General features: G+C 58.1%; 14 protein-coding genes. 2 read left to right on the forward strand and 12 right to left on the reverse strand.

The annotated features are described in order from the left end of the window. Window positions 1-290 precede the first annotated feature (290 nt). From ACFQNJ_RS15990 to ACFQNJ_RS16030, 9 genes are all read right to left on the reverse strand, one after another. Window positions 291-1,889, reverse strand: coding sequence for a hypothetical protein (locus tag ACFQNJ_RS15990; protein WP_382259358.1), 1,599 nt, complete (start codon window positions 1,887-1,889; stop codon window positions 291-293). Window positions 1,890-1,962: 73 nt separating this feature from the next. Then, window positions 1,963-3,321 (reverse strand): ISL3 family transposase, encoded by a 1,359-nt coding sequence (locus ACFQNJ_RS15995; protein WP_382259360.1) that lies wholly within the window; start codon window positions 3,319-3,321, stop codon window positions 1,963-1,965. Window positions 3,322-3,371: 50 nt separating this feature from the next. Next, the gene (locus ACFQNJ_RS16000; RefSeq protein WP_143008605.1) at window positions 3,372-3,899 is read right to left on the reverse strand and encodes a hypothetical protein; all 528 of its coding nucleotides are present in this window, start codon (window positions 3,897-3,899) and stop codon (window positions 3,372-3,374) included. A gap of 9 nt (window positions 3,900-3,908) precedes the next feature. After that, on the reverse strand, window positions 3,909-4,574 hold the full coding sequence (locus ACFQNJ_RS16005; RefSeq protein WP_074585526.1) for a hypothetical protein: 666 nt from the start codon (window positions 4,572-4,574) through the stop codon (window positions 3,909-3,911). A 28-nt stretch (window positions 4,575-4,602) separates the two neighbouring features. Continuing rightward, entirely contained in the window at window positions 4,603-4,992 is a 390-nt protein-coding gene (locus ACFQNJ_RS16010; protein WP_074585525.1) for a hypothetical protein, read from the reverse strand. A gap of 7 nt (window positions 4,993-4,999) precedes the next feature. Further along, window positions 5,000-5,488, reverse strand: coding sequence for a GIY-YIG nuclease family protein (locus ACFQNJ_RS16015; protein ID WP_074585524.1), 489 nt, complete (start codon window positions 5,486-5,488; stop codon window positions 5,000-5,002). 5 nt (window positions 5,489-5,493) lie between these two features. Then, a complete protein-coding gene (locus tag ACFQNJ_RS16020; protein WP_079437262.1) occupies window positions 5,494-6,012 on the reverse strand; it encodes a hypothetical protein in 519 nt (172 codons plus the stop codon). A gap of 30 nt (window positions 6,013-6,042) precedes the next feature. Next, window positions 6,043-6,759 carry a hypothetical protein gene (locus ACFQNJ_RS16025; RefSeq protein WP_382259363.1) on the reverse strand — a complete coding sequence of 239 codons (717 nt, stop codon included), beginning with the start codon at window positions 6,757-6,759 and terminating at the stop codon, window positions 6,043-6,045. Beyond that, a complete protein-coding gene (locus ACFQNJ_RS16030; protein ID WP_222935263.1) occupies window positions 6,756-7,655 on the reverse strand; it encodes a DUF6036 family nucleotidyltransferase in 900 nt (299 codons plus the stop codon). The genes ACFQNJ_RS16025 and ACFQNJ_RS16030 overlap by 4 nt, the downstream gene beginning before the upstream one ends. Before the next feature lie 451 nt (window positions 7,656-8,106). Here ACFQNJ_RS16030 and ACFQNJ_RS16035 point away from each other — a divergent pair, with 451 nt between their 5' ends. Then, complete coding sequence (locus tag ACFQNJ_RS16035) at window positions 8,107-8,412, forward strand: YnfA family protein (RefSeq protein ID WP_382259365.1); 306 nt, start codon at window positions 8,107-8,109, stop codon at window positions 8,410-8,412. A gap of 168 nt (window positions 8,413-8,580) precedes the next feature. Then, window positions 8,581-8,865 carry a CopK family periplasmic copper-binding protein gene (locus tag ACFQNJ_RS16040; RefSeq protein WP_382259367.1) on the forward strand — a complete coding sequence of 95 codons (285 nt, stop codon included), beginning with the start codon at window positions 8,581-8,583 and terminating at the stop codon, window positions 8,863-8,865. Window positions 8,866-8,911: 46 nt separating this feature from the next. Here ACFQNJ_RS16040 and ACFQNJ_RS16045 read toward each other — a convergent pair whose 3' ends face one another. Genes ACFQNJ_RS16045 through ACFQNJ_RS16055 form a run of 3 tightly spaced genes read right to left on the reverse strand, consistent with a single transcriptional unit; the run spans window position 8,912 to window position 12,056 of the window. Continuing rightward, window positions 8,912-9,436, reverse strand: a complete 525-nt coding sequence (locus ACFQNJ_RS16045) for a hypothetical protein (RefSeq protein ID WP_382259369.1) — start codon at window positions 9,434-9,436, stop codon at window positions 8,912-8,914. Window positions 9,437-9,469: 33 nt separating this feature from the next. Beyond that, window positions 9,470-11,803 carry a heavy metal translocating P-type ATPase gene (locus ACFQNJ_RS16050; protein ID WP_382259371.1) on the reverse strand — a complete coding sequence of 778 codons (2,334 nt, stop codon included), beginning with the start codon at window positions 11,801-11,803 and terminating at the stop codon, window positions 9,470-9,472. Window positions 11,804-11,807: 4 nt separating this feature from the next. After that, window positions 11,808-12,056, reverse strand: coding sequence for a DUF2933 domain-containing protein (locus tag ACFQNJ_RS16055; RefSeq protein WP_374522561.1), 249 nt, complete (start codon window positions 12,054-12,056; stop codon window positions 11,808-11,810). Between the last annotated feature and the right edge of the window lie 147 nt (window positions 12,057-12,203).

Genomic DNA, 12,203 nt, shown 5'->3' on the forward strand with positions numbered 1-12,203 from the left:
CTGGCGCTGACCATGCCCGCTGGCCAGCGGGCATGGTCAGGGACTGCGCCCTCTAGCGCTCCAGGGTATCAATGGACACACACACACCTCGCAAGAAACCTCCTCTAGTGAGGCCGTGTTCGGTGGCAGCAACCTGGCCAGCACCTTTTCTTTAAAAGCTTATCCGTACCGAGCCATCTCGTCGTCTCATCATTGCCACGTTTGTTTCAAATCTATGGAGGCAACAACAATTCTGACGTGGTGAACCAACCAAAGGTTGCACCCTACTAGATGACAAATTCGATAAAACCTCAAAACAAGGAATACACTGAATTCTTTGCTGCAAGCATCTCCACCAAACCAGTCTTATTCACAACAAATCTTGAGTCCAGATAAGCCACACCAAAAATCTTTACATCCGCATTGAAATGAAAATCAATGGGTTGATCATATAAACCGCCCACGACGGGAGCATAGTCATAGATAGGCCTCTCCAAGAGAGGGCGTTCCGCCAGTGTTGCAACAGTCCTCTCAAAGGAGTTAAGACGAAATTCTTTATGCAACAGTCGCTCACAAAGAGTTCGCAAAAACCCATCCTCAACATCGCCACAATATATCGACAAGATATCATTGCAAGCCGAATACCAACACTTCAAAGAGACAGACTCATCAACAACAAGGCCTGCCTTGATACCCCCCTTTTTTAGGGTCTCAACGACCAACTCCCCACGATCGCCTCCCGGCATTTTCTTGACCTGAAACTTGGGCAAAGAACTTCTCGCATAATTTACAGCACGCTCAATTGATCTAAAATTCTCATCATTATCAATTTTTGCATTTGAAACTCTTCTCACAGCCTCCAAATCGCGCCTATCATTGCGCAACGACTCAAGAAAATGATTAATCGCGAAAAAGCCACACCAGAGATCAAAGGAATCACCCATCGACAGATACTTATTTGACGCAACAGCTAAAAATTGATCGACCTGATCAATAACAATCACAACATTCGTCCAACTCTTTTCTTTATCACCAGATCTTTTCTTATCAATAAAATTCTTAACCTCGAGAATACGTGATTCGACACTGTCACTGACAAAGAAAATTGGCACAGATTCGCGAGAGGCCGACTCGGCAGCATCTCTCCACCCCTCCTCACCAACCATGAAACACAGTGGGTTGTACCCCTTCCTCTTGAGCAAACGCATCAGATAGGAGACGCTTTCCGCATGCCCAGATTCATGCAACGCCAAGAACAAACCGCCTGCTCCAACACCATTTTCACCAAATTGCTCATCAACCACTTCAAGTGGTTTGCATTCAAGCGACCCAGCAAAATCAATATTCTCGAGAATTGCCCTTCGGAAATTCTGAAAGTCATTGCCCAGCCATATACCCCTATTAATTTGCGCAACTTGCAAGGCTCGCAACAGGAACTTAACACCAAACTCAGAGAGGCTTTCCATAACCTTCTCATGGGAGTTGGCCTCTACAATCAAATCATCAATATCTTTGACAAGCGAATACAGCCCATGAAGCAAACGAAGAAGCACTAGGCGTCTGTGCATGCCAGGGTCGTGCAAAGAACCTGAGGAAGAGCCCTCTAGCACGACCTCGACAGTGGCCAAATCATAGAACAAAGACGATAAGGCGTATTCGTAATAACGTCTTGACTGACTCAAAAGAGAGGTTTCACTCTGCTTACTCATCACCTCAGCTATTTCAACAATAGCTGCAGGTACATTTGACTGCAATAACTCTGCTGTATCACGACCTATATCTTTAAGAATCCTCTGAAGGATTGCATAATCAGCTTCAGAGGAAAAACTGTTATCACGCTGCGCCTTCCTTAGTAGAGCGGCTATTGACAACATCAAGCTTTTAAAACGCGCATATTGCTGAGCGGCCACAATAGATGCCTCGGCCTCAGGCGTTTGTCGATCAGATATTTTGGGCTATTCGTAAAAGTGGGTTGAAACGGGATCAAAGCTCTCCTGCCTCGATCATGCGGATGAGTGTTGAAATGTCCGCTCCGTAGTTCTTGGGCGGCGGTGGTGCCTTGTGTTGGTCAGCCTCCTTCGGAGGCTTCATTGCCCGCACCTTCTCAAGCACGGGCGGTCCATAGCCCATCGCGTCATCTGGCAACGCTCTGCCCATCTCGACAGGCTCCGACGCACGCTTTCTCTCGAACTTGGGGCGTGCCTGCTTTCGGCTATGGATGCCCTCTGTGAAGAGAATCTTGGCCCGTAGCGCCTCGAACGAGTAGCCGCGCCCCAGCCGGTTCATCACCCGGATCAGGCTGTTCAGGCTCTCGGTGTAGGCATTGGTGACGGGGTGCTCGAAGTAGTTGAGGATGAAGGGCTGCCAGTTCGTGAAGGCGCGGATCAGGTCGGCGAAGTAGGGTCTGATCTCGGTCGATATTGCCCTGTACCACGCCTCGTAGCGCCGCATGGCTTCCTCTGGCGTCCCGGCCTCGTAGATGCCGTAGAAGTCCTCTTTGAGCCGGTAGGCTTCGCCCAAAGCTGGGTAGTTCTTTGTCCAGCCGTCCATGAGCAGCCGTTCCTGGTCGTTCAGGTCGCGCTCGCGCTTCAAGAGCACAAAGCGGTCGTGCATCAGCCCGCGCTTCTGTTTCAGTGTCAGTTCAGCCCGCAGCCCTTTGCGGGCCTTCTCCATAGCGTCGTTCGCCATCCTGACGACGTGAAACTTGTCGATGACGATGGTGGCGTCCGGCAACACCGCAGTCACTGCATCGCGGTAGGGCGTCCACATATCCATCGCCACGTACTGCACCTTGTCCCGGTTTGGCATCTTGAACAGGTACTTCGCCACCGTGTCCTTGTTTCGGTTGTGGAGCATGTCCACGATGGTGTTGTTCTGGATGTTCGAGACGACGCAGCGCGGCTTGTTGATGATGTGGATTTCGTCGATGCCCATCCATTTCGGCGTCTCGAAGCGGACGGTCTGCTCAAGCTCGTTGATGTAGTCGCGGAAGATGTTGCGGATCGTTCCTTCGACCACGCCGGTTTCGTCGGCCAGCGAGGTGAAGGTGCGTTTCAGTGCTTGCTGCCCGATCCACTTCACCAGTCGGTCGGTCATCATCCGGTTCTCGGCCAGCAGCGGCAGTGCTTGCGAGAAGGTCTTGCCGCAGGCTTGGCAACGCAGCCGCTTGGTGTCGATGTAAATGCCCACGCGCTTGCCGTGCATGGGCAGGTCTTTGAACACCTGCTCGCGGGTTCCCCACGAGTTCAGGCGGTCGGACTGGCAATGCGGGCAGGCAGCAGTCACTTCCACCGGCTCGGCGGTGACATGGTAGTCGTGGTCGGTTTCCTGCACGCGCAGCACGCGGTACTGCGGGAGGTTCAGGATGTTGGCGGGCATTAGTTATCGCCTCATCAGTGAGACTTTGTTCTGAGTTGGGCGTCTCGGATCAATCGAGACATGCGTGCCCGCTCGTCGTCACTGAACACCACGCCTGCGGTACTTTCGGCAGCTTCGACAGCCTTCGCGAGCCGAAGCGCCTCACGCCCCTCCGGCGTGCCACCGAACACGATGGATTCGTACTCTGCATCCGGGTCGCCCGTTTCATAGTTCCTCAACTCGCCAGTTGTGGCTTCTATGACCGCTCCGAGGGTGGCGAGAAAGGCATCTATCGCATCGCGATGCAGCTTGCCGGTAAAGGTGACGTGAACTGGATCGCGGCCACAAGGGATGCGATCCGTTGTGACGTACTCGATCTCCGCAAGCACCCCTGCCGATGTCACTTGTCGGCTGCAACTCTGGCCTCGCGGAAGCCAGAATGTCTCAGCCTCAATTGGTGCAGGTGCCGACAAGGCCAAGACATCGGCCACAGCAGTGCAGAGCACGCCAAAGTCGGCGGCTGAACGCAGACGTATGTCACAGTCGAAACGACCTTCAAACATGGCCGAATCTCAATCCAACCCCTTTGCCTCCCAGCCTTGACTGGTCAGCTTGATTGCGTGCTTGGACTCCTTGCTGCCAGCACCGTCAAGGATGCTCTTCACCACCGGGAAAGCGGCTTGAACCTCGGGCTTCTTGGCCCAGTCGGCGACGTTGTTGACCTTGTAGGTGTAGGTGATGCCTGCCTCTTGATAGTCGCCGAACTTCATCGGGCCTTCCCACTTCACGATCTTGTCCAGTGCCTTCTTGCCCCAGCACAGATCGGTTTGCTTCTCGGTGGTCTTGCCGTTTAGGCCGATGGAGGCGACTTCCTTCTCTTGCGCGAAGGGCTTGGCCGCATCGGTCAGGGTGTAGCGCTTTATCTTGGCCTTGGCTCCAGTGGGCTTACCCATGATCCCCATGATGTCCACCTCGGTGTCCTCGCCCTTGACCAAGCCAGCGGCTTCGAGCGCGGCCATCTGGTTGGCGCTCCCGGCTTGCATGGTCTTTTGCAGGCGCAAGTCCATCTCGGACAGGTCAACCGGCCAGCGCTTGGTGTTCAGGCACAGGTCGCCCTTCTTGTCGAAATACTGGCTCATGGCCGCGCCGAAGTTCTTTTCGTTGGCGTCGGTCTTGCTGCCGCAGGCGGCCAGAGCAACAGTGCCGAGGGCGGCGAGGATGGCGATGTTCTTCTTCATGAATTTCCCTTGTGGTTGTTGAATGGAGTTACGACTGATCCCAAGCGTCAATGGTCAGCGCCGCATCGGTCGGGCAAGTACGGATGCGCTCGGGCCGCAGGTTGACCTTGCCCATCCAGCCGGGAGGCTGGGTGTACTCTTCGCCCTCATCCATGCCGAACACCCAGATGCCGTCGTCAGCAGGCTTGATTGCGTCACCCGTGATGAGCGGCAGCACGATGTTTGCCGTGGACGTGTAGCGGTTCGGATAGCCGTCACCGCGCAGCTTGGTGGCCTTGCCTTCCTCGACCAGCTTTTCCAGCCAGCGAATGCCGCCAACGCCGGTTTCCCATTCCGCGAGCACTGACTTCTTGCGGTCGATGATGGCGTCCCGTTCTTCGGGGGTTTGCGTTGAGACGACGATCCAGTATCCGAGCATGATTGGGTCAGGTGGTTGAAATGGGCGCAGGGGTAGAAGCAAGGCCGGTCAGTGCTCCATTGAGCCTGTCGGGCAGAAGTGTCAATGGGTCTATGCGGCGCAACGCGGCCAATAGACGTTCGCCCTCTATCGAGGTCGCGAATTTGTTGTAACGCTCAATGTCGCGCAGGTTGCCCGGCGAAGGCTGGTCATTCCATCCTTTGCCATGCTTTGCGCCTCGCACAGAATTCATGCCGTACAACTGGGCATAGCGTTGCGCGATCAGAACCTCGGCCCGCTCGTGTGCGCAATCTGTGCGAATCTGGTAGTCGCGAAGCTCAAACACCTCTTCAATCTCCAGCGCCCGGCGCTCTTTGGTTGCCACAGCACCGCCCTTGCCGAAATGGCTGCGCATTCGGCGCTCGAAGCTCTGTGTCGAGCCTACATACCAGCCGTTTCCCTCCACCCGGAGGACGTAGATGTAGTAAAGCTCGTCTTTCGCGACGGACAGTCCCATTAGCCCTATCCCGGATGACAAAGCTCGTCAAAAGGGAGAATGGAACGGGCTGACTCAAGCCAGCTATCTTCTTCGGGATCAATCCCGATCAACTCGTATTTGCCGTCGTTGTTGCGATACCCGACGCCCATTACTAGCGAAGTGTTCCGTGCAGCGATGTACGCAGCCGTTGCCTTGCCTTCGGTCGAGTATTCATGGCCGGTGAAAATCAGGGCGGCCAGCCCAAGGGCATCGTTGTCCCGGCGCGTTTCGTCACGGAGAAACTGAATGAAGGATTGCTGTTTCAGCGCCAATTCCGGCTTCAAGCCCTTCGGGCATCCATCCTCGAATTCGATGCCATAGATGAAAGCCGTGCCATTGGACTCGACAAATAGGATGTCCTCGAACACCTCGCACTGAACATCGTGGCGGCACGCTTTCAAGTCTGCCATCCAGAGTTCATCCGACCCTTGCGGGAAATTGGAGACGAAGCGTGCGTTCTTCGCTGCAAACGCGATGGGTGGCCTTACCGCGCTCAGATTCATATTCAAATTATTCATATCAGGCATTGCAATCTACTCTGCTGGGAAGGTGACGGTCGCCAATGCCTCGTGCTCGCTCACGACAGGCAAACGGTCGCGAGGCACGGGTTCAGGCGATACCCAATCGGTTTCGCCAAGCTCGATGAAGCGATCAATGGCGGCCTCGATAGATGCCTGATTGATGGCATCCGCATCAAGCACGATCTTCAAGCCGATGCCGTAGACGTAGCTGCGGTCGAGTTTGAAGGATTCATGGATCACGGGCGGCTCGTTGCGCGCAATCTCTGCTTCCAGCTTGCGCCACTGCTCATGAAAGGTCAGACCACCAAACTGCTCGAAGCGCATTTCTTCGCGCTCGGCCAGTTTGTAGGTGAGGATTTTTCCGGTGCTTGAGCGCTGTGCTGGTACGAACTCCCAATTGGAGTTCTCTTCTCGCTCTTCCGGTGTCAGCATCGCGCCCACGCGGGTGTGCGCGAGGTCATGAGCCTTGTCCCAGAATGCTTTGCGGGCGGTCACGAAACTGGCGTTCCAGATCGTGAACCGATCCGTGCCCGGAAAGTAGAAGTCAAACCACTGGTTGTACAGGTCGGGGCGGCCCGGCTCATTCAGCACGAGGCGGCTGGTGAACCGGCCACCGTACTCGGCTGCATCGCGGCGCATCTTGCCCTTGAGGCGAATGACCTCGTGGCTGCGCTTGTGTCGTGGCAACGTCACGAAAGGAGGGCGGCGTTTGGCTCCGGGGAACTTCATGGCTCGCACCCTTTCTCGCCTCGCGCCTTGGCATATTGCGCTTGGAGTTCAGGTGCAAACCTGTCAACCAAGGCACGCACATCGTCTTGCTTTGCCTTCGACACAGCACCCGGACTGTGCTGGCAGATCACGTCCGCAACTTCCGAAGGTTCTTGCCCATGCTCCGCGATGCTTTCGACGATGGCCTTTCGCTCGACATCGGCCCAGTTCACGCCATCGTGGCCATGTGTCTTGATGGCTTCGGTGGCGTACTGCCAGAAGGTGAGTGCCGCTCCTGCACGCTTTTCCAGACGAGGCAGTTCTGCCAATCGCAGGGCCGCGATCCGCTCGCTTTCGACCTCGCGAGCCAATACGACAGCATCCCGCAGATTCAATTTCAGCATGGCCTGACCGCCGATATAGCCTGCCAAAGCACTTGTGGCGCGTTGCTCGATCTCGTCGGCACTCGTCAGGCCGAGCCGAACCAAAGCAGCAATATCATCCTTGTCATTGTCGGCAAACCGGGCAATCTTGCTGACAGCCAAATCAAGGGGGGAGAGGACGTAAAGCCGAATATGCTCTATCCCCATATCCAAGGGGATAGCATCGTCGGTATAGTCCTCGTGCATCAGAGCAAAGGTCGAGTTGTAATTGGTGTCAAAATGGACAGCCTCGCGAGTCCCATCCTCCAACGTAACATCGACGATCAAATCGTTAGGGATGAATACACGGGCACCGAACTCGGCATCAACATCCGTTGTGACACGATCTGACGTATAGAGATGGACGGCCATGCCCCCAGCCAAATAGACATTCACTGGGCTGCGGAGCGAGAGCCTCTCTTCAAGCTGCTTGAATAACTCTCGCAGTCCTTCGGCAAGTGCGGTTCGCGTATGGAATACAGGACTTGCTGGCATCGCCTCAGCCCCATTGCAGTTGACGCGAAAGCATGTCTCGCAAACGTGGCAAGCTCATCACCCAACCTCGCCTGACGACCTCAGCCGAGGCCAGTCGCTCGTTCGGATGTGAAGCGAAGTACCTTTCGCTCGCTTGCGTCAAGCACTTCGACTCGGCTGGAAACTGCGACTGAACAACCATTGCCGCCAACTGAAACACGTTAGCCTCTCGCTGATCTTGAGCCGCTTGCGTGGCTTCCCGAGCGACGGCAGAGCATCGGGCAAGGAGTGCCGATTCAACATCTCTAGAAGTCATTACAGTCACCTCCCGAACAACAAGACTTTACGATTTTCGATAGCGTAACTGTACAGTGAAGCGACAATGTTTGCAACACTGTTTTACGACTTCTGGCTGGCGTGACATACATCAGCCCATTGTTGGCGCCCACCCGCTTTTACGAATACCCCTTTTTTGCTGTACGTCGCCACCGCCATGGCCGAGATCGTGGGCTGTTATCTGCCCTGGCTGTGGCTTCGCCAGGGCGGTTCAATCTGGCTGCTGCTCCCTGCGGCGGCCAGTCTGGCGCTGTTCGCGTGGCTGTTGACCTTGCACGATGCGGCCTCGGGGCGGGTATACGCGGCCTACGGCGGGGTGTACATCGGTGCAGCCATCGCGTGGTTGTGGGCAGTCGATGGTGTCCGACCTTCAGCCTGGGATGTGACCGGTGCGGCAGTGGCTGCGTTGGGGATGGGGATCATTGCGTTCCAGCCGCGCTGACCAGTTCAGCAGCCACATCAATCACCAGGGGCGGCAGGTTCGCAGACAAATAGCAATCAAAACTGTCATCGGAAGGCAAGCCTGCGGTCACCCGCCCGTCACTACATTGCACCTGTACACGGTACCTCGTTGCATCACCCGATCAACGTGAAACTTTCAGGAGCAACCATGATTCGCAAGTTCAACGTCCTCGTCCTTTCACTCGCCGCAACCCTCCCGGCTTTTGCCATGGATGCGGCTCAATCCGAGGTCAAGCAGACCATCCCGCTGGTCAATGGTGAGACGCTGTACGTATTCAAAGACGGGAACATGGCCAAAGCCAACCAGTTCGGACGGACCTCATTCCTCGCCAAGGGAGAGGTCGTTCAATCGGTGGATGGTCAGAAGATCAGCACGGTGGGCAACGAAGTCGCTCGCCTCGACTACCTGGCGCGCAAGGGTCATCAAAACTGATGGCGTCACTCGCGTGAAGACGGCCACCCTGTCTTGGGTGGCTTTTTTACTTGCGACGGAAGATCAATGCAAAAACGATCACCATGGCCAGATAGTTCATCACCATGAACCACGTGTTGTTCCACGCGACGCCATCAAACCCCCAGTAGGTCACCGGATAGAAAACCGGGGATGGATAAAAATCGGCCGAATGGGTGAACACGTCGATCAGCACGTGGGACCACCAACCCAACAGCGGCAACCAGAAGCTGCCCAGCCAAAGCCAGAGTACCCCTGTGACGGCCCCCGCCACCAGCGCGCTATGCATCACGCAATGCAGGTGGTGGGTCAGGCCGGCGAGCAGCGGCGACATTGGGGGCTCGTACCCGGGCAGCGCATTGGCATAGGCCAGCAGCACACGCCAGCCCTCAGACGACGACAGCGTCAGTGCGACCAGCGGCGCAAGCTGGACCAGATCGGGCAACACCGCCAGGCCCACCGCCAGCCCGACGGTGCGGCGGTCCAGCGGCCGGTGCCGGTGCCAGGCCGCGGCGCCCAGGCCCACCCACAGTCCGTGCGCAAGGATGTCCATGACGCATGCCCTCTTGTGCAGTGAGTCCGTCCGCTATCGGTTACGCAACCGCAGCGCATTGCCGATCACCGATACCGAGCTCAGGCTCATGGCCAGCGCAGCAATCAAGGGCGACAGCAGCCAACCCGTCAACGGGTACAACACGCCAGCAGCAATCGGGATGCCCAGCGCGTTGTACAAAAAGGCAAACACCAGGTTCTGCTTCATGTTGCCCACGGTCGCTTCGGACAGCGCCCGCGCGATCGCGATCCCGCGCAGATCGCCCTTGACCAGCGTCACCTGCGCGCTGTTCATCGCCACGTCGGTCCCGGTTCCCATGGCCACGCCCACATCGGCCTTGGCCAGTGCCGGCGCATCGTTGATGCCGTCACCGGCCATCGCCACCACCCGACCTTCCTTCTGCAAGCGCTCGACCAGCAGCAGCTTGTCGGCCGGCTTGACCTCGCCATACACCTCGTCAATGCCCAAGCGGGTGGCCACTGCCTGGGCCGTGGTCAGGCCGTCACCGGTGGCCATCACGATGCGCAGCCCCGATGCATTGAGGGTTGCCAAGGCCTCGGGCGTGCTCGCCTTGACCGGATCGGACACCGCCAGCAGGCCCATCAACTGGCCATCCATCGCCAAGTGCATCACGCTGGCACCTTCTGCGCGCAGAGCCTCGGCCTGCGGCACCATCGCCGCGACCGAGACACCCATCTGCTCCATCAGCGCGGTGTTGCCCAGCGCCAGCTGGCGCCCAGCCACCTGGCCACGCACGCCGATGCCCGTGCCGGACTCGAAGTTCTCGGGTTTGTCCAGCACCATGCCGCGTTCGCGGGCGGCACGCACGATGGTTTCGGCCAGCGGGTGCTCGCTGCCCTGGTCCAGGCTGGCGGCCAGGCGCAGCACCTCGTCGGCGTCAAAACCGGTCGCGGGAATGGCGCGATCGAACGTCGGGCGACCTTCGGTCAATGTGCCTGTCTTGTCGATGATCAGGGTGTCGATCTTGCGCATGTTCTCGATCGCCGCGGCATCCCGGAACAGCACGCCATGCGTGGCGCCCCGACCGGTCGCGACCATGATGGACATGGGAGTGGCCAGACCCAGGGCGCAGGGACAGGCAATGATCAGCACCGCCACCGCGTTGATCAGGCCGAACACCCAGCGCGGCTCGGGGCCGAACAGCCCCCAGCCGAAGAATGTCAGCAAGGCAATGCCCACCACCGTGACGACGAAGTAGCCCGCCACCACGTCGGCCATGCGCTGCATCGGTGCCCGGGAGCGTTGTGCCTGGGCCACCATCTGCACGATCTGCGACAGCATGGTGGCCGCGCCCACGCGCTCACTGCGCATCACCAGCGCGCCGCTGGTGTTGAGCGTGGCACCAATCACCTTGTCGCCCACCCGTTTGGCCACCGGCATCGGCTCGCCCGTGAGCATGGATTCATCGACCGCACTGCCGCCTTCGGTCACCTCGCCGTCCACCGGCACTTTTTCGCCGGGGCGCACGCGCAGCACGTCACCCACATGCACATGGTTCAGCGGCACGTCCTCTTCGGTGCCGTCGGCGCGGATGCGGCGGGCCGTCTTGGGAGCCAATCCGAGCAGCGACTTGATGGCCGTCGAGGTCTGCGACCGGGCCTTGAGTTCGAGCACCTGGCCCAACAGCGTGAGCGAAATGATCACGGCGGCCGCCTCGAAGTACACGGCGACGCGGCCCATGGAAATGAACGAATCCGGGAACACCTGTGGCGCGACCGTCGCGACCACGCTGTAGACAAACGCGGCCCCCGTGCCAAGACCGATCAAGGTCCACATGTTGGGACTGCGATGCATCACCGACTGCCAGCCACGAGAAAAGAACGGCCAACCCGCCCACAGCACGATGGGAATGGACAAGAGGAGCTCGACCCAGCTCTGCGCGGACATGTCCATCCACTGGAGGCGGTGGCCAAACATGGCGAGCACAAACACCCCGGCGGTCAGTGGCAGCGTCCACCAGAAGCGGCGCTGAAAATCGCGCAACTCCGGGTTGTCGTCGTCTTCGATTTCCGGCAGCAAGGGCTCCAGCGTCATGCCGCATATGGGACAGTTGCCCGGATGGTCCTGGCGAATCTCTGGGTGCATCGGGCAGGTGTAGACGGTGCCGGCGGTGGCTGGCGCAGAGTCCGCTGGTGCCGTGGACACGAGGTACTGCAGCGGGTTCGCCGCGAACTTGCCCTGGCACTTGGCACTGCAGAAGTAGTAGGGTCGCCCCTCGTGTTTCAGCGTGTGTGCCGACTGCGGCGTGACCTTCATGCCGCACACCGGGTCCTTGAGGTCGGTGGGCGACGCGGGCACGGTCGGTGGGGTGTGGCTGCTGTGGTGCTGGTGTGTGCTCATGTCCATGGGCCTACTGCTTGTCGTCCTGTGCGCGACCGGGTGCCTGCGGGTGCCGATCATGTCCTCCATGACCATTTCCATGCATCAGGTGCATCAGTGGGCAGGCCAGCAACAACAGATAGGGCCAGAAGCCCATAACATGGCCCCAGTGCTCTCGCAGCAGGTAGAAGCCCGCGATCAAGGCAGCCGTTGCCAGCGCCATGCCGGCCGGGCGCCGCCAGAAAGAAGGCACATGGGCTTCGTTATGGTCGTGGTTCATGGTGTCTGGTGCTCCGTTGCCTAGGGAAGGTCTGCACAACGCTCGTTGCGACGAGTGCAGATGCGCGAGTTTTCAGATGGCGGCAACTGCGGCGTGATTCGGGTCATTCGAGGGCCGATTCGCGCCCCGTTGTCGACCCTTTCGGCC

The organism is Hydrogenophaga bisanensis (assembly GCF_042665135.1).
Taxonomy (GTDB): domain Bacteria; phylum Pseudomonadota; class Gammaproteobacteria; order Burkholderiales; family Burkholderiaceae_C; genus Hydrogenophaga; species Hydrogenophaga bisanensis.

Bases quoted from the DNA above. Each gene is read 5' to 3' on its own strand.
- ACFQNJ_RS16050 (WP_382259371.1), bottom strand. From the start codon at position 11,803: ATGGACATGAGCACACACCAGCACCACAGCAGCCACACCCCACCGACC.
- ACFQNJ_RS16015 (WP_074585524.1), bottom strand. From the start codon at position 5,488: ATGGGACTGTCCGTCGCGAAAGACGAGCTTTACTACATCTACGTCCTC.
- ACFQNJ_RS16030 (WP_222935263.1), bottom strand. From the start codon at position 7,655: ATGCCAGCAAGTCCTGTATTCCATACGCGAACCGCACTTGCCGAAGGA.
- ACFQNJ_RS16025 (WP_382259363.1), bottom strand. From the start codon at position 6,759: ATGAAGTTCCCCGGAGCCAAACGCCGCCCTCCTTTCGTGACGTTGCCA.
- ACFQNJ_RS16045 (WP_382259369.1), bottom strand. From the start codon at position 9,436: ATGGACATCCTTGCGCACGGACTGTGGGTGGGCCTGGGCGCCGCGGCC.
- ACFQNJ_RS16055 (WP_374522561.1), bottom strand. From the start codon at position 12,056: ATGAACCACGACCATAACGAAGCCCATGTGCCTTCTTTCTGGCGGCGC.
- ACFQNJ_RS16000 (WP_143008605.1), bottom strand. From the start codon at position 3,899: ATGTTTGAAGGTCGTTTCGACTGTGACATACGTCTGCGTTCAGCCGCC.
- ACFQNJ_RS16005 (WP_074585526.1), bottom strand. From the start codon at position 4,574: ATGAAGAAGAACATCGCCATCCTCGCCGCCCTCGGCACTGTTGCTCTG.
- ACFQNJ_RS16010 (WP_074585525.1), bottom strand. From the start codon at position 4,992: ATGCTCGGATACTGGATCGTCGTCTCAACGCAAACCCCCGAAGAACGG.
- ACFQNJ_RS16040 (WP_382259367.1), top strand. From the start codon at position 8,581: ATGATTCGCAAGTTCAACGTCCTCGTCCTTTCACTCGCCGCAACCCTC.
- ACFQNJ_RS16020 (WP_079437262.1), bottom strand. From the start codon at position 6,012: ATGAATCTGAGCGCGGTAAGGCCACCCATCGCGTTTGCAGCGAAGAAC.